The sequence below is a fragment of the Flavobacterium sp. 20NA77.7 genome, assembly GCF_031326205.1.
Classification (GTDB): Bacteria; Bacteroidota; Bacteroidia; order Flavobacteriales; family Flavobacteriaceae; genus Flavobacterium; species Flavobacterium nakdongensis.
Window position 1 is genome coordinate 260,084 of the sequence record NZ_CP133721.1, and the last position, 22,429, is coordinate 282,512.

The 22,429-nt window shown below is 32.4% G+C and carries 21 protein-coding genes; 15 read left to right on the forward strand and 6 right to left on the reverse strand.

Translation table 11 applies throughout. The features are described 5' to 3' along the window. The first annotated feature begins 1 nt into the window (after nt 1). The gene (locus tag RF683_RS01120) at nt 2-448 is read left to right on the forward strand and encodes a hypothetical protein (protein WP_309532399.1); all 447 of its coding nucleotides are present in this window, start codon (nt 2-4) and stop codon (nt 446-448) included. Next, nucleotides 432-1,220: a M48 family metallopeptidase gene (locus tag RF683_RS01125; protein ID WP_309532400.1), complete on the forward strand. Its 789-nt coding sequence runs from the start codon at nt 432-434 to the stop codon at nt 1,218-1,220. Before RF683_RS01120 ends, RF683_RS01125 begins: the two co-directional genes overlap by 17 nt. Nucleotides 1,221-1,257: 37 nt before the next feature. On the opposite strand, the gene RF683_RS01130 is transcribed toward RF683_RS01125, so the two are convergent. Then, nucleotides 1,258-3,048, reverse strand: a complete 1,791-nt coding sequence (locus RF683_RS01130) for a lysophospholipid acyltransferase family protein (RefSeq protein WP_309532401.1) — start codon at nt 3,046-3,048, stop codon at nt 1,258-1,260. A 190-nt stretch (nt 3,049-3,238) separates the two neighbouring features. On the opposite strand from RF683_RS01130, the gene RF683_RS01135 reads away from it, so the two are divergent. From RF683_RS01135 to RF683_RS01145, 3 genes are all read left to right on the forward strand, one after another. Then, nucleotides 3,239-4,003 (forward strand): exodeoxyribonuclease III, encoded by a 765-nt coding sequence (locus RF683_RS01135; RefSeq protein WP_309532402.1) that lies wholly within the window; start codon nt 3,239-3,241, stop codon nt 4,001-4,003. Between the two features lie 40 nt (nt 4,004-4,043). Then, nucleotides 4,044-5,009: an OmpA family protein gene (locus RF683_RS01140; RefSeq protein ID WP_309532403.1), complete on the forward strand. Its 966-nt coding sequence runs from the start codon at nt 4,044-4,046 to the stop codon at nt 5,007-5,009. A gap of 129 nt (nt 5,010-5,138) precedes the next feature. Continuing rightward, nucleotides 5,139-6,176, forward strand: coding sequence for an aldo/keto reductase (locus tag RF683_RS01145; protein ID WP_309532404.1), 1,038 nt, complete (start codon nt 5,139-5,141; stop codon nt 6,174-6,176). Between the two features lies 1 nt (nt 6,177). Here RF683_RS01145 and radA read toward each other — a convergent pair whose 3' ends face one another. From radA to panC, 5 genes are read right to left on the reverse strand one after another with little or no spacing between them, the layout of a single operon-like run. Next, on the reverse strand, nt 6,178-7,539 hold the full coding sequence (radA, locus tag RF683_RS01150; RefSeq protein ID WP_309532405.1) for a DNA repair protein RadA: 1,362 nt from the start codon (nt 7,537-7,539) through the stop codon (nt 6,178-6,180). A 1-nt stretch (nt 7,540) separates the two neighbouring features. Beyond that, on the reverse strand, nt 7,541-8,683 hold the full coding sequence (locus RF683_RS01155) for an alpha/beta hydrolase (RefSeq protein ID WP_309532406.1): 1,143 nt from the start codon (nt 8,681-8,683) through the stop codon (nt 7,541-7,543). Nucleotides 8,684-8,714: 31 nt separating this feature from the next. Further along, nucleotides 8,715-9,680 (reverse strand): lysylphosphatidylglycerol synthase transmembrane domain-containing protein, encoded by a 966-nt coding sequence (locus RF683_RS01160; protein ID WP_309532407.1) that lies wholly within the window; start codon nt 9,678-9,680, stop codon nt 8,715-8,717. Nucleotides 9,681-9,682: 2 nt separating this feature from the next. Further along, entirely contained in the window at nt 9,683-10,033 is a 351-nt protein-coding gene (panD, locus tag RF683_RS01165; RefSeq protein ID WP_298657774.1) for an aspartate 1-decarboxylase, read from the reverse strand. A gap of 42 nt (nt 10,034-10,075) precedes the next feature. Further along, nucleotides 10,076-10,921, reverse strand: a complete 846-nt coding sequence (panC, locus tag RF683_RS01170) for a pantoate--beta-alanine ligase (protein ID WP_309532408.1) — start codon at nt 10,919-10,921, stop codon at nt 10,076-10,078. 102 nt (nt 10,922-11,023) lie between these two features. Between panC and RF683_RS01175 the strand changes: the two genes are divergently transcribed. The 10 genes from RF683_RS01175 (at nt 11,024) to RF683_RS01220 (ending at nt 22,415) form a co-directional block, all read left to right on the forward strand. After that, complete coding sequence (locus RF683_RS01175) at nt 11,024-11,830, forward strand: glycogen/starch synthase (protein ID WP_309532409.1); 807 nt, start codon at nt 11,024-11,026, stop codon at nt 11,828-11,830. 53 nt (nt 11,831-11,883) lie between these two features. Beyond that, complete coding sequence (locus RF683_RS01180; protein ID WP_309532410.1) at nt 11,884-13,695, forward strand: DUF4270 domain-containing protein; 1,812 nt, start codon at nt 11,884-11,886, stop codon at nt 13,693-13,695. A 2-nt stretch (nt 13,696-13,697) separates the two neighbouring features. Then, complete coding sequence (gene glmS / locus RF683_RS01185) at nt 13,698-15,545, forward strand: glutamine--fructose-6-phosphate transaminase (isomerizing) (RefSeq protein WP_309532411.1); 1,848 nt, start codon at nt 13,698-13,700, stop codon at nt 15,543-15,545. Between the two features lie 151 nt (nt 15,546-15,696). Beyond that, nucleotides 15,697-17,208, forward strand: coding sequence for a F0F1 ATP synthase subunit beta (gene atpD, locus RF683_RS01190; protein ID WP_309532412.1), 1,512 nt, complete (start codon nt 15,697-15,699; stop codon nt 17,206-17,208). Nucleotides 17,209-17,284: 76 nt separating this feature from the next. After that, nucleotides 17,285-17,566 (forward strand): F0F1 ATP synthase subunit delta/epsilon, encoded by a 282-nt coding sequence (locus tag RF683_RS01195; RefSeq protein ID WP_298658108.1) that lies wholly within the window; start codon nt 17,285-17,287, stop codon nt 17,564-17,566. A gap of 91 nt (nt 17,567-17,657) precedes the next feature. Next, nucleotides 17,658-18,809 carry an aminotransferase class I/II-fold pyridoxal phosphate-dependent enzyme gene (locus RF683_RS01200; protein WP_309532413.1) on the forward strand — a complete coding sequence of 384 codons (1,152 nt, stop codon included), beginning with the start codon at nt 17,658-17,660 and terminating at the stop codon, nt 18,807-18,809. A gap of 12 nt (nt 18,810-18,821) precedes the next feature. Continuing rightward, on the forward strand, nt 18,822-19,223 hold the full coding sequence (locus RF683_RS01205; RefSeq protein WP_309532414.1) for a putative signal transducing protein: 402 nt from the start codon (nt 18,822-18,824) through the stop codon (nt 19,221-19,223). Nucleotides 19,224-19,310: 87 nt separating this feature from the next. Then, entirely contained in the window at nt 19,311-19,928 is a 618-nt protein-coding gene (gene bioD / locus RF683_RS01210) for a dethiobiotin synthase (protein ID WP_309532415.1), read from the forward strand. Between the two features lie 70 nt (nt 19,929-19,998). Further along, nucleotides 19,999-21,276 carry an adenosylmethionine--8-amino-7-oxononanoate transaminase gene (gene bioA, locus RF683_RS01215; RefSeq protein ID WP_309532416.1) on the forward strand — a complete coding sequence of 426 codons (1,278 nt, stop codon included), beginning with the start codon at nt 19,999-20,001 and terminating at the stop codon, nt 21,274-21,276. Then, nucleotides 21,270-22,415, forward strand: a complete 1,146-nt coding sequence (locus RF683_RS01220; RefSeq protein WP_309532417.1) for a beta-ketoacyl synthase N-terminal-like domain-containing protein — start codon at nt 21,270-21,272, stop codon at nt 22,413-22,415. The genes bioA and RF683_RS01220 overlap by 7 nt, the downstream gene beginning before the upstream one ends. Nucleotides 22,416-22,429 lie beyond the last annotated feature (14 nt).

Here is a 22,429-nt window from a genome sequence, read left to right on the forward strand (position 1 = left end):
TATGATTTCAAACACAACTTTTTATTACAGGCCAAATGAATCGGAATTAGAGCGAGCATCCAACAGTTACTTAATGTCATTAGTTGCTGTTATTGGAGGATTGCCTTTGCCTATTTTAAATTTATTAGCCTCTATTTTTTTCTATTTAGGGAATAGAAAAAGCACGCCATTTGTGAAATGGCATTGCACACAAAATCTTTTATCTCAATTTGGGTTGTTTTTTTTAAACAGCACAGGGTTTTGGTGGACGGTTTCCATAATATTTGATGACGAAAAAGCTACAAACGTATATTTTGGATATATGATTGCATTAGTACTTTTTAATATTGTAGAATTTATTTCAACTATCATATTGGCTTCTAGAACAAGAAAGGGAATTCATGCCCAATTATTTTTTTTCAGTGATATTGCTAATTTAATTGTGAAGAAAGATGAAAATTATAAGTAAAGCACTCGTAGTGTATGGGAGTTTCTTTTTGTGTTGGTTTTTATTAGCACAATTAGATTATGTTTCTTATTTTGAGATTGAAAAAAATAAAATTTTTGCAGAAGACAAATTAGGCGACATCATTTGGAACGAAATGGAACGCAAAGAAGATGTTATTTATGACGATAGTACTGTTCGCGTCTTAGATTCTTTACTAAAGCCTTTGTGTGAAGCAAATGCTATTGAGAGAGATAGTTTAAAAGTACATATTGTAAAAAATAGTCAAGTTAATGCTTTTGCAATGCCCGATAATCATTTAGTAGTATATACCGGATTGATTGAAGCGAGTAAAAATGAACAAGCATTGTTAGGTGTTTTAGGTCATGAAATAGCACATATAGAAAAAAACCATGTAATGAAAAAACTATCTAAAGAAATTGGTTTTTCAGTATTGGTTTCTTTAGCTACTGGGGCAAATGGCACTCAACTAGCGAGTGTGATTAATACCCTTACTTCTTCTGCGTATGATAGAAGTTTAGAGCGAGAAGCAGACATGGAGAGCGTAAGATATATGTTAAAAGCATCAATTGACCCTCGTCCTTTTGCTGATTTTATGTATGATTTATCGTTAGACAATGAAATACATAAGTATACTTATATTGTTACCACGCATCCAGAATCAGCTGACAGAGCAAAGTACATTCTCAATTATTTGAAAGGGAAAAAGATTAAATCAAAACCGATATTAACTAAAGAAGCATTTGAGAAATTTAAAACGAATGTTTCAAACTAAAAAGAATATTTTATACTAAAAAAGGCTAATCAACTGATTAGCCTTTTTCTTTTCGCTCTAATTCTGCTTGAAATTCTTCCATAACAGGTTTTACGGTGCTTTCTGGTAAATCGGCAATTCGAATATACATTAAACCATCTACAGAGTTATTAAAAAGTGGATCTACGTTAAATGCCACTACACGTGCATTTTGTTTGATGTATTTTTTAATAAGTACAGGTAATCGTAAACTCCCTGGTTCTACTTCGTCAATGATTTTATCAAATTTATTTAAATCGGCCTCCGTTTCATTGAATACAAAATCTTTGTCGGCGTCTTTTAGTTTTACTTTAAATTCTTTTTTAGGATGCACATATTGTGCTACATAAGGATCATAATAATGTGACTTCATAAATTCAATCATCAGCGATTTTGAAAAATCAGAGAATTGATTACTAATACTTACGCCACCTATTAAATATTTATGTTCAGGATGTCTTAAAGTGGTGTGAACAATTCCTTTCCAAAGTAAAAAGAGAGGCATAGGTTTTTGTTGGTATTCCGAAATAATGAATGCTCTGCCCATTTCAATAGATTGACTCATCATACCATGCAACTCAGGTTCAAAACGGAACAATTCATGTAGATAAAAACCTTCTATACCGTGTTTTTTATAGATATCATCTCCAAGTCCCATTCTGTAAGCGCCAGCAATCATTTGAGCCTCGTCGTCCCATAAGAACATATGGTGGTAATATTGATCATATTTGTCCAAATCAATCGCTTCATTAGTACCTTCGCCCACTTCTCTAAAAGTAATTTCTCGAAGGCGGCCAATTTCATGTAAAATATTCGGAATTTTTTCAGCTGTCGTTAAAAAAACTTGGTAATTTTTACTTTGCAACAACCTGAAATCACCTTCTTTTAAAGCATTTATTTCTTCAATAATTTCACTATGATTTGCTGGTTTTACAATTTGCTTAGGAGGCTTTGGAATAGAAAGCTTAGGCAATTGTAATTTACTTTCTTCTTCAAAAGCATGAGAAAGCATGTAGGTTTTTCTGCGTAAGAATTCACAAAAATCAGATATTTCAGGATATTCTGCCTGTTCTGCAACTGAAATTGGCTTACCAATTCTAACTTTAATTACTCTCTTTTTTTGTGTTAATAATTCACTAGGTAATTTTGCCGTTCGTAAGGTGTCATTGATTTTAGAAAGCGTATAAAATAATTTACTGTTTTGTGCATGAAAATAAATAGGCACAACGGGCACATTGGCTTTTTTTATTATTTTTATAGCACCTTCTTCCCAAGGTTTATCTACAATAAGTTTACCGTCTTTGTAGGTAGATACTTCACCTGCAGGAAAAATTCCTAAGGGTTTTCCGTCGCTCAAATGTCTTAATGTTTCTTTGATGCCTACTACGCTTGATTTGCTATCCTTGTGATTCTCAAAAGGATTAACCGGCATAATATAAGGCTTCATAGGCGCTATGCGATGCAATAAGAAATTGGCAATGATTTTAAAGTTAGGCTCGCGTTCTAGCATTAATTTTAAAAGCAAAATACCATCTATGCCTCCCAAAGGATGATTTGAAACTGTTATATAAGGACCTTCTTTCGGCAAACGTTTTAAGTCTTCTTCGGGAATTTCGAATTTAATTTGAAATTCATCTAAAATAGCATTTAGAAATTCTAATTCACTCAAATGTTTGTGTTTGTCGTAGATTTTATTGAGTGTAGATATTTTTAGCACTTTCATTAGCAACCAGCCTGAAAATGTTCCTAAAAAACCATATTTATCCGTATTTATTACTTTGGCTACTTCTTTAGCAGTAACTAATCCCATTTAGTACAAATTTATGCAAGAAACAAAGATACTAATTCTAATCAATTTGAAAGCGATTTAGTACATTAATCACAAATTAATCACAAATTTTTAATTTTTTTCAATTAACTATGATTTTTTTATAAAATGGGCTACATTTGAAAAGTATTTTTTGAATATAATTAGTAATTTTGAACATTTCCCAATCCGAATGAAGATAATTTCATATAATGTAAACGGTATTAGAGCTGCAATTACAAAAGGTTTTTTAGAATGGTTGCAACAAGCCAATCCCGATGTAATTTGTCTGCAAGAAATTAAAGCAACAGAAGATCAAATTCCTAAACTAGAAATAGAAGCAGCGGGCTATCCGTATCAATATTATTATCCAGCTCAGAAAAAAGGCTATAGTGGGGTGGCTATTTTATCAAAAATAGCTCCGAAAAAGATAGTTTTTGGTACAGGAATTGATTATATGGATTTTGAAGGAAGAAATGTGAGGGTTGATTTTGATGAGTTGTCGGTGATGAGCTTATATTTACCATCGGGAACAAATATAGAGCGATTAGATCATAAATTTAAGTATATGGACGATTTTCATAACTATATAGTAAAATTAAGAAATGAAGTTCCTAACTTATTAGTTTGTGGTGATTATAATATTTGTCATCAAGCAATTGACATTCATGATCCTATTAGAAATGCAAAAATTTCTGGATTTCTACCCGAAGAGCGTGCTTGGCTAGATCAATTTATTACTAGCGGTATGATTGATACATTTCGTCATTTAAATAAAGAACCCCATCAGTACAGTTGGTGGAGTTATAGAGCAAATGCACGTGTTAATAATAAAGGTTGGCGTATTGATTATTGTTTAGCAGCCGAACCATTAAAAGATAAAATAAAAAGAGCTTTAATTTTGCCAGAAGCAAAACATTCCGATCATTGTCCTGTTTTTGTCGAAATTGAGTACTAACCAACCAAATAAAAAAATAACGTCTTATTAAATAAAAAGTATGATTAAGAAAATTGTATTAGTAGCCACTTTAATGGCACTTTCAACCTCTTGTGTAACTAAAAAAGTGTATCAAGATTTAGAAAATAAATTTGCAGATCTTAAAAAAGAGCGCAACGCTTTAGCAGATGAAAATGAAGAATTGAAAAAGGATAAAAGCAATCTTCAATCTGATTTAGATAAAGTAAAAGCGGAAGCTGATAAATGTAAAACAGAACGTGATAAGTTAGCAGCGGATTATGCGGCTACCAAGAAAAGTTTAGATAATTTGAAAGCCTCTTATGCTGCTTTAGAAAAAGATAGTAATGAAGCATTAGAAGTTAATATTAAGAAAAATAGAGAATTATTAGCTGAATTAGAAGCCAAACAAAAAGCATTAGCTTCAGAGCAGGAAAAATTTAACAAAATCAAAAAAGATTTTGAAACAAATGCACAACGATTAAAAGAGTTAGAAGATTTAATTGCTGCAAAAGAGGCAGGAATGAAAAAACTAAAAGACGCTTTGTCAAAATCGTTGAAAGCGTTTGAAGGTAAAGGTCTAACCGTAACTGAAAAAGACGGAAAAGTATATGTTTCAATGGAAAACAAATTGCTTTTCGAATCAGGAAGTTGGACAGTTGGTGCTGAAGGAAAAAAAGCCGTAGATTTAGTAAGTAAAGTATTAGCTGAAAACCCAGAAATTTCTGTTTTAATTGAAGGGCATACAGATAATGATAAAATTACAGGAACGATTGGTGGAGGTGTAGAAAACAATTGGGATTTATCAACAAAACGTGCGACAGCCATAGTTACTATTTTAACGGCTAATCCAAAAGTAAACAAATCTAATATTACGGCTGCAGGAAGAAGTGAATATGCACCATTAATGACAAACGAAACAGCAGAAGGAAAAGCGAAAAATAGACGAATAGAAATTATCTTAACACCTAAATTGGACGAAATTTCTAAATTGTTAAATGAGTTGTAATGTACATTTTTGTCATTTAATGACAACATCATATTTTTCAAAAAAAATAAAAGTTCGAAGAATTTCTTTGGACTTTTCTTTTTTTAATATACTCTACTACTTGTATCTTTGTATCTTTGAAACTTAAAAATGAACTACACAACATTACCACATACCAATTTAAAAGTCAGTGAAATATGCCTCGGTACCATGACTTTTGGAAATCAAAATTCCGAAGCCGAAGCGCATTTCCAATTGGATTATGCCATTGAAAGAGGTATAAATTTTATAGATACTGCCGAAATGTATCCTATTGGAGGTAACGCACAAATTTTTGGAAGTACCGAAAAATTTATTGGTACTTGGTTGGCAAAAAACAAACACAAACGCCAAGATTTAGTTATTGCAACAAAAATCGCAGGACCAAACAGAGGCTTAGATTACATTAGACAACCATTAGATTTTTCTGAGAAAAGCTTAACGGAAGCCGTTGAATTGAGTTTAAAAAATTTGCAAATTGACTGTATTGATTTGTACCAATTGCATTGGCCTGAGCGTATCATGAATATGTTTCAAAAAAGAGGTTTAGAAAAAATAGATTCGCAATGGCAAGATAATATATGTGAGGTATTAACCGTATTTGATGCGTTAATAAAGCAAGGAAAAATTAGACACATCGGTATTTCAAATGAGAATCCGTGGGGCTTGATGAAGTTTTTAAATGAAAGTGAAAAACATGGATTGCCAAGAATTGCCACGATTCAAAATCCTTATTCATTATTAAATAGACTATTTGAGGTTGGGCTTTCTGAAATTTGTATGCGTGAGCAAGTAGGTTTATTAGCGTATTCACCTTTAGGGTTTGGATTTTTATCGGGTAAATATTTAAATGGATTTCCAGAAGGTTCTAGAATGAAATTATTTCCGCAGTTTACACGTTATACAAATGAAAATTGTTTTAAAGCCACTAAGTTATACCAAGAGTTAGCAACCTCTCTACACTTAACTTTGACCGAATTAGCTATTGCGTTTGTACAGCATCAATCTTTTGTTACATCAACGATAATTGGCGCAACTTCAATAGTTCAATTAGAAGAAAATATCAATGCATTTGAAGTCCGATTAACAAATGAAGTTATTGCAGAAATTGATAAAATTCAAGAGTTAATACCTAATCCAGCGCCATAGATTATCCAAACAATTCACTTACCAAATCTTCAATTTTTGCAACTAAACGCACATCAATTTTAAAATCTTTTGGTGAGATTTTATTATGTTTAGAAACAAAAATGGTTGAAAAACCTAGTTTTTCTGCTTCTTGTATACGTTGTTCCACTCGGTTTACAGGTCTTATTTCCCCCGTTAAACCTACTTCTCCAGCAAAACAAAAATCTTTATCAATTGTAAGGTCTTCATTAGATGATAATATAGCTGCCACCACAGCTAAGTCAATCGCAGGATCATCAACCGTAATACCTCCTGTAATATTTAAAAACACATCTTTAGCACCTAATCTAAATCCGGCTCTTTTCTCTAATACGGCCAATATCATATTCAGCCTTTTTAAGTTGTAACCTGTAGTACTTCGTTGAGGTGTTCCATAAACGGCAGAACTAACTAAAGCCTGAATTTCAATTAGTAACGGGCGCATGCCTTCTAAAGTTGTAGCAATTGCTGTGCCAGAAAGATAGTTGTCTTTATTCGATATAAGTATTTCAGATGGATTTGCCACTTCACGCAAGCCATTGCCTTGCATTTCATAGATGCCTAATTCGGCAGTAGAGCCAAATCTATTTTTTAAAGAACGAAGTATACGGTATACGTGGTTGCGGTCCCCTTCAAATTGCAATACAGTATCTACCATATGCTCCAAAATTTTTGGTCCTGCAATGGTGCCGTCTTTTGTGATATGACCTATTAAAATAACAGGAACATTCGTTTCTTTAGCAAATTTAATGAGTTCGGCAGTACATTCTCTAATTTGAGAAATACTTCCTGCAGAAGATTCAATATAGTCTGTTTGTAAGGTTTGAATAGAATCTATGATTACTACTTCTGGTTCTATTTCTTCTATTTGTCTAAAAATATTTTGTGTTTTTGTTTCTGTTAAAATGAAGCAATTTTCACTTTGATGTGCCATTCGTTCGGCACGCATTTTTATTTGTTTTTGACTTTCTTCTCCAGAAACATAAAGCGTTTTATAAGGTAATTTTAGAGATATTTGTAATAACAGTGTGCTTTTTCCAATTCCAGGTTCACCCCCTAATAAAGTCAAAGAACCAGGTACGAGTCCACCGCCTAAAACACGATTCAATTCGTTGTCGGTAGTATTCATTCGAATTTCTTCGTTAGCACTAATTTCTTTTATTCGTAAAGGCTTAGGTGCTTTTAGAGTGGTGTTTGATTGCGAGCGCCAAGCTTGTTTTTCTTCTTTTTGGATAACTTCTTCGGCAATTGTGTTCCATTGTTTACAAGAGGTGCATTGTCCTAACCATTTAGAAAAGTTGGTGCCACAATTTTGGCAATAAAAAGAGGTTTTAAGTTTTGCCATTTTATTTGGATTGTTTTAGCGCGTCTGCACGTTCCAACAAGTAGTTTTTTGTTAAATGCCCAATTTCTTGTTGAGAATATCCCTTTTGATACTCTTTAATAGCCTTGCTTAAGTCGCCCGTTTTTTCATAAAACAAGGCTTTTTCATACGTGCCCAACATAGTTTTTGGATATTGTTTAGTAGCATACTCAGAAAGAGATTCTAATTCGGCATAAGCTTTATTCTTTAAAATAGCGGCTTCAATTGCTTTAAAATCAGATAGTCGTGGTTGTACTTGTATGCCAAATTTTTGTTCAATGACTGTGTATTTATCTATCAAATATTTTGTATAGCCGCTTTCTAGGGTTAAAATTTTATTATTGAATTCTGCTTTTGAAATGGGTTGATAGCCTTCAAAAATAAAATATAATGCATTTGGAATAGCTTTTGCTACAAGTGAATAATGAGAAGTATTGTTTAATATATCGTATTGGTAATATAAATTAGGTTTTTTATTGTTTTTTACGACATCGTCTACTTTTTTTGTGTTTTCTTGAATTTCTTCTAAATCCCCAGTAGATGTGGTATGATAATAAAAAATGCGTTTTGGCAAGGAAGTTAATCGGTCCGCAAGGCGATCTTCCATTTCAGGCGCCATTTCAGGAGAAATGCTAATATAGGCATTAAAAATCGGTTCATCTTTGTACAAATAGCAATTTAAAAATCCCGCCGTTGTGTCGTGTCCCGCAATCATTCTAAAAGGAAGGGTACGGTATTTTTTTTCTACAAATGGAATAAGTTCAGACCCTATAAATTCAAAAAAGCTGGCTCCTGTTTTTGTTGGAAATCCATTATCATCATATTCACTATCGTTAAAACGGGTTTCTCCATAATTTTGATGGATAGCAACGATTATCATTTCGGGTAAATCGTCCCAATAGGCGCCGTATTTTAAAATTCCTGAAAAAGGATCTAGTAAATATTCTCCATCTAAAAGATAAAGAACGGGATATTTTTTACCCACATTTTTTTCATAAGATGTAGGAAGTAAGATACTAAAATTACGTTTTTCATTTAATTTTTTTGATTCAATAGTTTCTTCTACTTTTTGACTGAATGCGAATAACGTAGTGAATGCAAAAACTAAGATAAGTTTAAGTTTCATTTTTTTGGGTTTAAAATAGATTAGCAAGTTACTACTTTATTTTTTTATTTAAAATAGGCAGTAATAAATAAGACGATAATCCTAAAAAAATGGTAAGTAACGTTTGTGAAGTCCATACTAGCCATCCAAAAGCCGTTCCTACGTCTTTTGAAATGCCATATAATGAGAAAATCATCGCGATAGCAAGTGGGTAAGCACCTAGACCGCCATTAGTAAAACCTACGGCAATACTGCCAAATACAAATCCCATAACGACTACGTCAAAACTCATACTTGCTGTTTCTGGTAGCGCATAAATGGTTACATAAAACATCATTAAATAGGAAAACCAAATAAAAAATGAATGAAAAATATAGTTCCATTTGTCTTTCATTTTATAAATACTTTGCATACCTTCTAAAAGCCCTGAAAGTTTTTCTTTTAATTTGATAATGATTTTCCACTCAGCATAAATCCATAAAAGGATAAATCCGACTCCCGCTAACACGCCTAATGCTATAAACAATAGAATTTTTTCAATAGAGATTTTTTCACAAATAAAAGCGTAAAGTTTTTCAAACTGAAGAACAAACGCTAATCCAACAAATAGTAAGAATAGTAATAAATCTACAATTCTTTCGGCTACTATGGTTCCAAAACCTTTGTCAAAAGGCACGTTTTCATATTTTTTAAGTAAGGCAGCTCTAGAAATTTCTCCTGAACGTGGAATAGTTAAATTAACTAAGTAAGACACACAAACGGTTAAAAAATCATTTTTAAAATGCGTTTGATAGCCTAAATGGTTCAATGAAAATTTCCATCGATAAGCTCTTGACCAATAGCCAAAAAGAGAAATAAGAAGTGATAAATAGATGTATAAATAATCCGCCTTTTGAAAACAAATTTTTATTTTTTGTAATTCTTCAGAACTTAATGTAGTATATTGATAGTAAATAATACCTAACCCTAGAAAGAGAGGAATAATTAAACTTAAAATTTTGCGAATAGAAGCTTTCAAAATTAAGTAAGCGAATTGTCTTTTTCGTTAGGAAAAACTAACCACGGTTTAAATGTTTTGGCCTCTTCAAAATCAAGTAATGCGTAAGAAATAATAATAATTATATCTCCTCTGTGCACCTTTCTCGCAGCTGGACCATTAAGTGTAATTTCGCCAGAATTTCTTGGGCCTTTAATAGCATATGTTTCTAGACGTTCGCCGTTATTTATGTTGACAATATGTACTTTTTCTCCTTCAATTATGTTAGAGGCTTCCATCAAAGCTTCGTCAATAGTAATGCTGCCAATATAATTTAAATCGGCACCAGTCACCGACACACGGTGTATTTTAGATTTTACTACTTGTATTTGCATGTTGCAAAGTTAAATAAATGATTTAAAAAAATAATAGGTTTTTTAATAAAAAGGTAGATTATCAATAAGTCGGATATTTTCAATAAATACAGCAATAAAGCCTCTATATTTTTGAGATGCTATTTTTTCATCAATTGACACTAAAGTTTGTTCGTCTGCAAGGGTAAAATACTCTAATGTGAAATTTGGATTTGAATTGAAAATACTCTCCACCCATGTTGTTGTTTCTTGAACAGTATGAGTTTGAAAAAACTGTTTCGCTTCAGTTAGTGTTTGAAATATAATAGCTGCCTCTTTTCTTGCTTTTTCCGAAAGGCGTTCGTTTCTTGAACTCATAGCTAAGCCATTAGATTCTCTGTGAATGGGGCAACCTATAATGGTTACATTGAGGCGGTGCTTTTCAACTAATTTTTTTACGATTTGTAACTGTTGAAAATCTTTTTCGCCAAAATAAGCATTTTGAGGTAAAACAATTTCAAATAATTTTTTCACAATAGTGCCCACTCCGTCAAAATGACCTGGTCTATGTTTGCCTTCCATCTGAAATTCTAATCCATCAAAATCATAGTGAAAAGATTGCATTTTACCTTCATAAATATCCTCAACCGATGGTGCATAGACAATTATATTTGAAGAGATTTCGCGAACTAATTTTAAATCATTCTCTAATGTTCTCGGATAATTGTGTAAATCTTCGAGGTTGTTAAATTGGGTTGGATTTACAAAAATGCTAAGCACGGTAAAATCATTTTCAAGTAAAGATTTTTTAAGCAAAGATAAATGACCTTCGTGTAAAGCCCCCATTGTGGGTACGAAACCAATTTTTCTTCCTTTTCGTAGAGATTCTAGAAAAGTTTGCAAAGCATTTTTTGTATTAAATAAGTGCATGTCAAGTCTAAATGAATTGCAAACTTACTATTATTAGTGCATAAGTCCATAAAAATTTGTAAATTTGCGAATTGAAAATACAAATACTAATATTTTTTATTTATGACTGATAAGAGGATATTGTATGTATCATCTGAAGTAGTGCCATATTTGGCTGAAAATGAGGTGTCGTTACAATCATATGAGTTGCCAAAAATTATTAATGAATTAGGAGGGCAAATTAGAATTTTTATGCCTAGATATGGTAACATTAATGAAAGGAGACATCAATTACATGAAGTGATTAGGTTATCAGGGATGAATCTTGTTGTAAACGATATGGATATGCCTTTGATAATTAAGGTAGCTTCTATTCCAAAAGAAAGAATTCAGGTTTACTTTATTGATAATGATGAATATTTTAAAAGAAAAGCCACTTTTTCTGATGAAGAAGGAGTGTTATATCCTGACAATGATGAACGTGCTATATTTTTTGCAAAAGGAGTTGTTGAAACGGTAAAAAAACTAAATTGGGTTCCTGATGTTATTCATGTACATGGTTGGATGGCTTCGCTTTTACCTGTCTATTTAAAGCATTACTATAAAGATGAAGGGATTTTTGAAGATACAAAAATCATTTCTTCAATTTACAATCAGTCATTTGATGGTACGTTAGACGTGGAACTTATTAAAAAATTAGCTTTTGATAATCTTCCAGAAGATGCTATTGCTTTATATGAAAGTCCAACGTATGAAAATTTAATGAAAGCAACTATTCTTCATTCTGATGCTATATTAGTAGCGTCTGAAGAATTGTCCTCAGATTTAACAAAATATATAGAAACATCAAAAAAACCTTTTTTACCTTTCGAGCCTAAAGAAAGTTTTAAAGAAACCTACATCAATTTTATAAAAAAACAGGTTTTATAACAAAAGCAAATTTGCTTTATAGTTTAATTAAAAAGGACACATTACTAAATTTTATGATGAAAACATATTTTAAAATTCTATTTCTATTTTTAGCATTCATTTTTATTTCTTGTGATAAAGAATTTAATACTGTTGGTTCAGATTTAATAGGAGATGAGCATTTTGTTCATGATGTAGATGAAACGGCAACAATTAAAGCTTATACCGTTCCTACAGGTGAGGTGCAAACAAATAATTTACCAACAAATCCTCTAGGAATTTACGAAAATGACGTTTTTGGTACAACCAAAGCAAATTTTGTTACACAATTAACTTTAAGCACAGGAAATCCAGATTTTGGGACTAACGTGCAAATTGAAAATGTAGTTTTATATATTCCTTTATTCAGCACGGTAGCTACAAGTTCAACAGACGGATCAAAAACATATACATTAGATTCTATCTATGCTAAAAATTTTATTTTAGACCAACATATCGATGATTTAGATGATAAAAAATTTAAATTAAGTGTTTATGAAAATGGATATTATTTAAATACTACTGATCCAAACGATGATTTTTTATCCAATCAAAAATTTTATTCCGATTTAGATGCTACAATAAATACATGGAAAAAAGGGCATGATGGCAATGGAAATTCTGTTGCAAATGGAATGAGATTAAATGATAGCCCAAATGCTTCACAAAATGATCAATTTTATTTTAATAAAAACGAAATTATTGTTTATAAAAGAAAGTTAATAAACGGAAATTATGTTTATGTAGATGCTAATGATGTCCAATTAGCTGATCAAAATGATGTGTCGGTAAGAGTAGTTAAAGAACGTTTAGCACCTGGAATTTATTTGGAATTAAATAAAGAATATTTTAAAAAGAAAATATTACAGGCGTCTTCCGCTAATATTTATAACAACAATGCATTTAAAGAATATTTTAGAGGGTTGTATTTTCAAACTGAACAAATATCTGGCGTAGATCCTGCTATGGCTATGTTAAACTTTTCAAATGCTAAATTGAATATTGATTACACTTCCATTTCTACTGGAGCAACAGACGCATCATCAAAAACTTTTACTATAACAATGGGAATCAATGCTGGGGCAAATACAGTATCCTTACAACAAAACAATTTTAGTTCCGATTACATAACTCATTTAGGTAGCGCTTCAAATGATATATCTCTACCAAATAATACGGTTTTAGGTCAAAATGCTAATTTATATTTAAAAGGGGGTAAGGGCTCTGTTGTATATATTGATTTGTTTGGGAATAACAATATAGATGCATATGGAAGATCTGCTGAGTTAAGGCAATATAGAGAAAAAGGATGGTTAATAAACGATGCTTATCTTACGTTCTTTATTGACCAAAATAAAATGGCGGCTTTGGAAAAATCAGAAGAACCTTTACGATTATATTTATTTGATGCTACAAATCAAAAAGCATTAATTGACTATACTTTTGATACATCTACAAATACGAATGTTAAAAAAAGTAAAGTTGTACATGGCGGAATTATTGAAGTCGATGCAAACGGAAAAGGAACACAATACAAAATTAGAATTACAAATTATATCAATAACTTGTTTAATAGCAAAGAAGTGGATGCTTCTAAAGATATAAATAAAAATGTAAGATTAGGCTTGTGTATTTCTGAAACGATTGCGACAACCTCAAATTATTATTATAAAACAAGTAAGAACTTGCCTAATTTCCAGTCTCAAACAACTGGTCAGGTTCAAGAAGTGAAATATTTCCCAGCTGCATCTATAATGTCTCCTATGGGAACAGTTCTTCATGGAACAAATGCTACTGACGCAGCTAAACGATTAAAGTTAGTTATAAATTATACAAAACCAAATTAAATATGTGTGGAATTGTAGGTTATATTGGTCATAGAGAAGCGTATCCAATTATTATAAAAGGATTAAAAAGACTTGAGTACAGAGGATATGATAGTGCTGGTGTGGTTTTGTATGATGGAAAGGATTTAAAATTAGCTAAAACAAAAGGAAAAGTTTCAGATTTAGAAGCACGTGTTTCAAAAGAAATTACAACAAATGGATCTATTGGTATGGGTCACACGCGTTGGGCGACACATGGTGTCCCAAATGACGTGAATTCTCATCCTCACTTATCAAATTCGGGAAATTTAGTGATTGTTCATAATGGAATTATTGAAAATTATGAGCCATTAAAAAAAGAATTAATTAAAAGAGGTTATACGTTTAAATCAGATACGGATACGGAAGTATTAGTAAATTTAATTGAAGAAGTTCAAAAAAAAGAGAAATTAAAACTTGGGAAAGCTGTACAAGTAGCTTTAAATCAAGTAGTAGGTGCTTATGCAATAGTTGTGTTTGATAAAAACAAGCCTGACGAATTGGTGGCAGCACGTCTAGGTTCGCCTTTAGCAATTGGAATTGGAGAAGAAGAGTTTTTCATTGCGTCTGACGCATCACCTTTTATTGAATATACCTCAAATGCCATATATTTAGAAGATGAAGAAATGGCAATTATTCGCCTTCATAAACCAATGAAAGTGCGAAAAATAAAAGACGATTCATTAGTAGATCCATATATTCAAGAACTTCAAATGAATTTGGAGCAAATAGAAAAAGGTGGCTATGAGCATTTTATGCTCAAAGAAATTTATGAACAACCTAATGTAATTAAAGATACGTATAGAGGTAGATTATTGGCAAACAAAGGCATTATTCAAATGTCGGGTATCGAAGATAATTTAGAAAAATTTTTAAATGCAAAACGGATACTAATTGTTGCTTGTGGCACTTCGTGGCATGCAGGATTAGTGGCTGAATATATTATAGAAGAATTTGCTAGAATACCCGTTGAGGTAGAATATGCTTCCGAATTTAGATACAGAAACCCAATTATTAATAAAGACGATATTGTAATTGCTATTTCCCAATCAGGAGAAACAGCAGACACGTTAGCCGCAATCAAATTAGCGAAAGAAAATGGCGCTTTTGTTTTTGGAGTTTGTAATGTTGTAGGATCTTCTATTTCAAGAGAAACACACGCTGGAGCTTATACACATGCAGGGCCAGAAATTGGCGTGGCGTCTACTAAGGCGTTCACGACACAAATTACAATATTGACGCTTATTGCATTGCGTTTAGCAAAAGCAAAAGGCTCAATGAATCATGCCGATTATCAAAGGTATTTATTAGAATTAGAAATGATTCCTGAAAAAGTACAAGAAGCGCTGTTGACAAATGAATCGTCAAAAGCTATTGCATCTATTTATAAAAATGCTACAAATTGCTTGTATTTAGGAAGAGGATATAATTTTCCAGTTGCCTTAGAGGGTGCTTTAAAACTAAAAGAAATATCGTATATCCACGCTGAAGGGTATCCGGCTGCAGAAATGAAACACGGACCTATAGCTTTAATAGATGAGCAAATGCCAGTAATAGTAATTGCACCAAATAAAGGACATTACGATAAAGTTGTGAGTAATATACAAGAAATTAAATCTAGAAGTGGTAAAATTATCGCTGTGGTAACGAAAGGAGATACTCAGGTTAAAGAATTAGCAGATCACGTTATTGAAATTCCAGAAACTTCAGAAGCATTAACACCGCTATTAACCACAATACCATTGCAATTATTATCCTATCATATTGCGGTATTAAGAGGGTGTAATGTGGACCAGCCTAGAAATTTAGCAAAATCCGTTACAGTAGAATAAAAAAATTAAAGCGAAATGATTCATTTCGCTTTTTTATTTGTAAAAAAATTCAAAAATAAATTGCAAAATTAATTCTAAAAAAACTATCTTTGCACCCGAAAAAACATGATTTTTTTCAACTCTAAATAGCTATTAAATAAATACATAAGCAATGTCTAAAGTTACAGGAAAAGTTGCACAAATTATTGGACCAGTAGTAGATGTAGTGTTTAACACTGCAAATGCAGAGCTTCCAAAAATTTATGATTCATTAGAAATTACTAAAAAAGACGGTACTAAATTAGTATTAGAAGTACAATCTCACATTGGTGAAGATACCGTGCGTACTATCTCAATGGACTCTACTGACGGTTTGTCAAGAGGTACAGAAGTGGTAGCTACAGGAGCGGCAATTCAAGTGCCAATTGGGCAAGAAGTGTTCGGTCGTTTATTTAACGTAATTGGTGATGCAATTGACGGATTAGGTAATTTACCTAAGGAAGGGTCAAATGGTTTGCCAATTCATAGACCAGCGCCAAAATTTGAAGATTTATCAACTTCTACAGAAGTTTTATTTACAGGTATTAAAGTAATCGATTTGATTGAGCCTTATGCAAAAGGAGGAAAAATTGGTTTATTTGGAGGTGCTGGAGTAGGTAAAACGGTATTGATTCAGGAGTTAATTAATAATATTGCAAAAGGTCACGGAGGTTTATCAGTTTTTGCCGGTGTAGGTGAAAGAACACGTGAAGGAAATGACCTTTTAAGAGAAATGTTAGAATCAGGTATTATTAAATATGGTGACGATTTCATGCACTCTATGGAAAATGGAGGATGGGATTTGTCTAAAGTTGATAAAGCAGGAATGAAAGAATCTAAAGCTACTTTCGTTTTTGGACAAATGAATGAACCACCTGGAGCACGTGCACGTGTAGCCTTATCAGGTTTAACTATCGCTGAATATTTCCGTGATGGAGCAGGAGATGGACAAGGTAAAGACGTACTTTTCTTTGTTGATAACATCTTCCGTTTTACACAAGCAGGATCTGAGGTATCTGCGTTATTAGGTCGTATGCCTTCTGCAGTAGGTTACCAACCAACACTTGCAACAGAAATGGGTGCAATGCAAGAACGTATTACGTCAACTAAAACAGGTTCTATTACTTCTGTACAAGCTGTATATGTACCTGCCGATGACTTAACTGACCCTGCACCTGCAACAACGTTTGCTCACTTAGACGCAACAACAGTATTGTCTCGTAAAATTGCTGAATTAGGTATTTATCCTGCAGTAGATCCATTAGATTCTACTTCACGTATTTTAGCTCCAGAAATTTTAGGTGATGACCACTATAACTGTGCACAACGCGTAAAAGAAATTTTACAACGCTACAAACAATTACAAGATATCATTGCTATCTTAGGTATGGAAGAATTATCAGAAGAAGATAAATTAGTTGTATCACGTGCTCGTAGAGTACAACGTTTCTTATCACAACCTTTCCACGTAGCTGAACAGTTTACGGGTATTCCAGGAGTACTTGTTGATATTAAAGATACTATCAAAGGATTTAATATGATTATGGACGGTGAACTAGACCACTTACCTGAAGCAGCATTCAATCTTAAAGGAAGTATCCAAGATGCTATTGAAGCAGGAGAGAAAATGTTAGCAGAAGCTTAATTTAGTATTCAGTATTCAGTCACAGTATTCAGTTACTTGCTAATCACTAATTACTAATCACTAATCACTAAGAAATATGATTTTAGAAATAGTATCGCCAGAGGCAACGTTATTTAAAGGAGAAGTTACTTCAGTAGCTGTTCCTGGAGTTAATGGTGAGTTTCAAATGCTGAATAATCACGCACCAATAGTGTCAATTTTAACAAAAGGAAGTGTAAAAATTAATGCTTCTCAAATTTCAATTGATCCCGTGCATGAAGCTAAATTTACGAAAGTGAATCAGCAAAATTATTGGTTGCCTATTCAATCAGGAACCCTAGAAATGAAAGACAATAAAGTAATAGTATTAGCCGACTAATTCGTTATTTTATTTCAAATATAAATCCCATAGTGTAAATCTCTGTGGGATTTTTTATTTTTGATGGCTAAACTTTATTTGCTGCTTTATTATGAAACTTCCTCATTCACTTCAAGAAAAATTAAATTTAAGGGTCCAAAAACAGGCACTAAGAAGTCTTTTGCTTCATAGTGAAGAGATCGATTTTTCATCTAACGACTATTTGGGTTTTGCTAAAAATGAAGAAATATTTGAAGCAACGCACAAATATCTAGTAGCTAATAACCAAAAAATTAACGGGGCAACTGGTTCCAGATTAATTTCAGGGAATCATAATTTATATGTTGTTACTGAAAAATATATTGCAGAGTTTCATCAATCAGAAGCAGCTTTGATTTTTAATTCGGGGTATGATGCTAATGTAGGGTTTTTTAGCGCTGTGCCGCAAAGAAATGATGTTATTTTATATGATGAGTTGTGTCATGCTTCCATTCGTGATGGCATACAAATGAGTCACGCTAAATCGTATAAATTTCAGCATAACGATTATGAAGATTTGGAAAACAAAATTATCAAACTTCAAATCCAAAATGCCAAACAAGAAACAATTTATATCGTAACAGAATCCGTTTTTTCTATGGATGGTGATACGCCTAATATAGAAAAATTAGTCCAACTTTCAGAAAAATTTAAGGCACTCTTAGTTGTAGATGAAGCGCATGCTTTAGGTGTGTTTGGAGAAAAAGGTGAAGGTGTAATACAATCGCAACAATTTCAAAATAAAGTATTTGCCAGAATTATGACGTTTGGTAAAGGCTTGGGTTGTCATGGTGCGGCTATTTTAGGAAATGCTGATTTAATAGAATATTTAGTTAATTTTGCTCGAAGTTTTATTTATACAACCGGACTTTCCCCTCATTCGGTTGCGACAATTTTAGTAGCGTATCAAAATTTAAATCAGTCGACTGAACTTCAAAAATTAAAAGATAATATTAGTTTTTTCAATCAGCAAAAACAGTTTTTAGGAGTCAAGCCACTTTTTGTATATAGTAAATCGGCGATTCATTCGGCTATACTTCCCGGTAACCATAAAGTAAAAAAAATAGCTTCTCAATTACAAGAAAAAGGATTTGAGGTGAAACCTATTTTAGCACCAACCGTTCCAGAAGGTCAAGAACGATTGCGGTTTTGTTTGCATTCATACAATACTGAAAGAGAAATGCAAGAAGTTTTGTCAGCATTGAGTAATTTTGTATTTGATTAATCCTCTTTATATATGTCAAAATTCCAACAAATCGCAACTTATCAATATTCATTAGAGGCTTATTTAATTAAAGGCAAGTTAGAATCTGAAGGTATTGAAGTGTTTTTGCAAAATGAAAATACAATCAATACAGATCCATTATTGAGTAATGCTTTAGGCGGGGTAAAAGTATTTGTACATTCAGAAGATGTACTAAAATCAAGACAAATTTTAGATTCTATTCCAAAATACGCTGTTGATAATAAAGGCGAATTATTATCTTGTCCTAACTGTGGTTCTCAACATGTCAATATGGTTACCACTATTAAAGATGTTAAATCGTTTTTAGCATTTATATATGCTTTGTTTACTTTATCCATGCCCTTATTTACGAAACAAAGGTATAAGTGCGAAAGCTGTCATTTTGAATTTTAGTTTTAGATACACAGATTTAAAAAAAATTAATAGATATTTTTAAGAACCTTGTGAAATCTTTGCGAACTTTGCGGTTAAATAAAAAAAATGAAAGTATTTATTACAGGAATAGGAACAGATGTTGGCAAAACAGTTGCTTCTGCCATAGTAGTTGAAGCATTAGAAGCAGATTATTGGAAACCCATACAGGCAGGAGATTTAAATTTTTCAGATTCCGATAAAATAAAATCCAAAATCTCAAATTCAAAATCTCAAATTTTAACAAATGCATATGCCCTAAATACTCCAGCAAGCCCTCATTTAGCTGCAGAACGAGACGGAATTACCATTGATATTAAAAAAATTAAAGAACCCAAAACTACAAATCATTTAGTTATTGAAGGTGCAGGGGGGATATTGGTTCCATTAAATGAAGAACATACAATTTTAGATTTAATTCAACCTGACTATAAGGTAATTGTAGTTTCTCGACATTATTTAGGAAGTATTAATCATACCTTATTGACTATAGAAGCTTTAAAAAGTAGAAATATTCCTGTGGCAGGGATTATATTTTCAGGGGATGAGCACGCTTCTACTGAACAAATTATACTTGCTAAAACAAATGTTCCTATGATAGGTCGTATAGAACAAGAGCCTTATTTTGATAAAAATGTTGTATGTTATTATGCCGATTTATTTAGAGATAAGTTGCTGAAATTATAAATAAAAGCTAGGACTTTAATACCTTTGCATTCAGAATAATTTAAATCTCTGAATACAAATCTCAATTTTCATGACGCTTTCAGAAAAAGATAACCTCTATAATTGGCATCCTTACACTCAACATCAGTTGCAGTCAAACTTTCCAGCTATTGTTAAAGGAGAAAATGAGTTTTTATGGGATGAAAATGGCAAACAATACATAGACGCAATAGCCTCATGGTGGGTCAATCCTTTTGGACATGCTAATCCTTTTCTTGCACAAGCAATTTACACACAATTAACAACATTAGAACACGTATTATTTGGTGGCTTTACACATAATAAAGTGGTAGAACTTGCTGAAAAATTAGTCCAAATTTTACCCTCTAATCAAAAGAAATATTTTTATTCTGATAATGGTTCTACAGCTGTGGAAGTAGCTATAAAAGCTTCGCTCCAATATTTTTATAATAAAGGCATAAAAAAGAATACAATAGTTGCATTTGAAGATGCTTTTCATGGTGATACATTTGGCGCAATGGCTGTAAGTGGTATAGGTTTATTTACGGAAGCTTTTCAAGACGCTTTACTTCATGTTATTCGAATACCTGTTCCTGTAAAAGGAAAGGAAGAAGAATCTAAAAAGGCATTACAAAAAGCACTAGCTGAAAATGAAGTGGCTGCATTTGTCTTTGAACCCCTAGTTTTAGGCGCAGCTGGAATGGTCATGTATGAAGCGTCAGTATTAGACGAATTACTAGAAATTTGTAAAAAAAACAAGGTTTTTACTATTGCAGATGAAGTGATGACGGGTTTTGGTAAAACAGGGAAATTATTCGCTTGTGACTATTTGAATATGCAACCTGATATGATGTGTCTGTCAAAAGCATTAACGGGAGGTACAATTCCTATGGCAATTACTTCGTTCACACAAGAAATTTTTGATGGTTTTATAAGCGAAAACACGAATCATGCTTTTTTTCATGGGCATACATTTACAGCAAATCCCACAGGGTGTGCAGCGGCTTTGGCAAGTATTCATTTATTAGAACAACCTGAAACTAAAAAAAATATAGATCGTATTCATGCAAATCATCTAGTTTTTGAACACAACATACGATTAAATAACAATGTTGCTGCTACGAGAGTGAAAGGAATTATTTTTGCTTTAGAAGTTAAAGTAGCCGAAAAACAAGCCTATTATGGTGCATTAAGAAATAAGCTATATGATTTTTTTATAACTAATGGTGTTATTTTACGTCCCGTTGGTAATACTATTTATATTTTACCCCCTTATTGTATTTCAGATGAAAGTTTACATACGGTTTATGAATTAATTGAAAAAGCGTTAAATGAAGTAGTATGTTAAAACAACCCGTTTATATTCATTCGTTGGCTTCTATTTCAGCATTAGGCAGTTCTAAAGAAGAAGTTTGGAAAAATTATTTACATCCAAAAGCATTATTTAGCACTTTGGAAGCAAATGAAAAGGACTATTTGGTTTCAAAACTTTCAATTGAAGACAATGCGTACCTGACAAAAATTGCTTTAGAATCAAAATATAAACATATAGATAAAACTGTATTATTAGGATTAGCCGTTGCCCGAAAAGCAATTTCACAAATAGAAATAGGAATGCCAGACCTTGGCGTAAATTTTAGTTCTTCACGGGGCGCTACATCTTTATTTGAACAGTATTTTGAAGAATTTTATACGACTAAAAAAGTAACTACTTATACTTCACCTGCTACTACATTAGGAAATATTTCAAGTTGGATTGCGCATGATTTACAAACTCGAGGCCCAGAATTATCACATTCTATTACGTGCTCTTCAGGTTTACATAGTATTTTAAATGCTATTGCGTGGTTGCAAGCAGGTTTAGTTCATTCTTTTTTGGTAGGTGCCAGTGAAGCACCACTAACTCCGTTTACGTTAGCTCAGTTAGAAGCTTTAAAAGTTTATACACAGGAAAAAAATGATTTGCCTTGTAGAGCATTAGATTTTGAAAAGACTAAGAATTCGATGGTTTTAGGCGAAGGAGCTGTAGCTATTGTATTGTCTCTAAAAGATTCAACTTATTTAGCAAAAATAGTGGGTATGGGCTATGCTACTGAAGTATTGTCTAGTGCTACATCAATTTCTTCTGAAGCCGAATGTTTTCAAAAGTCTATGAAAATGGCTATTGGCAATTTACCACTTGAATCTATTGATGCGATTATCATGCATGCGCCTGGAACTATTTTAGGAGATCAATCTGAGAGAGAAGCGATAGTAAAAGTATTTGGACAACAACAACCCTTACTTACGTCAAATAAATGGAAAGTTGGGCACACTTTTGCCACTTCTGGGTTATTAAGTATAGAATTAGCAATTTTAATGCTTGAAAAGCAACAATTTATTTCTTCTCCTTTTTATCCACAGCAAATAAGTAAACCCTTGAAAAGAATTTTAGTAAATGCGGTTGGTTTTGGAGGGAATGCAGTAAGTATTTTGATAGAAAAATAAAAGCCTCAATTTCT

Coding starts and splice junctions, on each gene's coding strand:
- RF683_RS01120 (WP_309532399.1), top strand. CDS start 2: ATGATTTCAAACACAACTTTTTATTACAGGCCAAATGAATCGGAATTA.
- RF683_RS01125 (WP_309532400.1), top strand. CDS start 432: ATGAAAATTATAAGTAAAGCACTCGTAGTGTATGGGAGTTTCTTTTTG.
- RF683_RS01130 (WP_309532401.1), bottom strand. CDS start 3,048: ATGGGATTAGTTACTGCTAAAGAAGTAGCCAAAGTAATAAATACGGAT.
- RF683_RS01135 (WP_309532402.1), top strand. CDS start 3,239: ATGAAGATAATTTCATATAATGTAAACGGTATTAGAGCTGCAATTACA.
- RF683_RS01140 (WP_309532403.1), top strand. CDS start 4,044: ATGATTAAGAAAATTGTATTAGTAGCCACTTTAATGGCACTTTCAACC.
- RF683_RS01145 (WP_309532404.1), top strand. CDS start 5,139: ATGAACTACACAACATTACCACATACCAATTTAAAAGTCAGTGAAATA.
- radA (WP_309532405.1), bottom strand. CDS start 7,539: ATGGCAAAACTTAAAACCTCTTTTTATTGCCAAAATTGTGGCACCAAC.
- RF683_RS01155 (WP_309532406.1), bottom strand. CDS start 8,683: ATGAAACTTAAACTTATCTTAGTTTTTGCATTCACTACGTTATTCGCA.
- panD (WP_298657774.1), bottom strand. CDS start 10,033: ATGCAAATACAAGTAGTAAAATCTAAAATACACCGTGTGTCGGTGACT.
- panC (WP_309532408.1), bottom strand. CDS start 10,921: ATGCACTTATTTAATACAAAAAATGCTTTGCAAACTTTTCTAGAATCT.
- RF683_RS01175 (WP_309532409.1), top strand. CDS start 11,024: ATGACTGATAAGAGGATATTGTATGTATCATCTGAAGTAGTGCCATAT.
- RF683_RS01180 (WP_309532410.1), top strand. CDS start 11,884: ATGATGAAAACATATTTTAAAATTCTATTTCTATTTTTAGCATTCATT.
- glmS (WP_309532411.1), top strand. CDS start 13,698: ATGTGTGGAATTGTAGGTTATATTGGTCATAGAGAAGCGTATCCAATT.
- atpD (WP_309532412.1), top strand. CDS start 15,697: ATGTCTAAAGTTACAGGAAAAGTTGCACAAATTATTGGACCAGTAGTA.
- RF683_RS01195 (WP_298658108.1), top strand. CDS start 17,285: ATGATTTTAGAAATAGTATCGCCAGAGGCAACGTTATTTAAAGGAGAA.
- RF683_RS01200 (WP_309532413.1), top strand. CDS start 17,658: ATGAAACTTCCTCATTCACTTCAAGAAAAATTAAATTTAAGGGTCCAA.
- RF683_RS01205 (WP_309532414.1), top strand. CDS start 18,822: ATGTCAAAATTCCAACAAATCGCAACTTATCAATATTCATTAGAGGCT.
- bioD (WP_309532415.1), top strand. CDS start 19,311: ATGAAAGTATTTATTACAGGAATAGGAACAGATGTTGGCAAAACAGTT.
- bioA (WP_309532416.1), top strand. CDS start 19,999: ATGACGCTTTCAGAAAAAGATAACCTCTATAATTGGCATCCTTACACT.
- RF683_RS01220 (WP_309532417.1), top strand. CDS start 21,270: ATGTTAAAACAACCCGTTTATATTCATTCGTTGGCTTCTATTTCAGCA.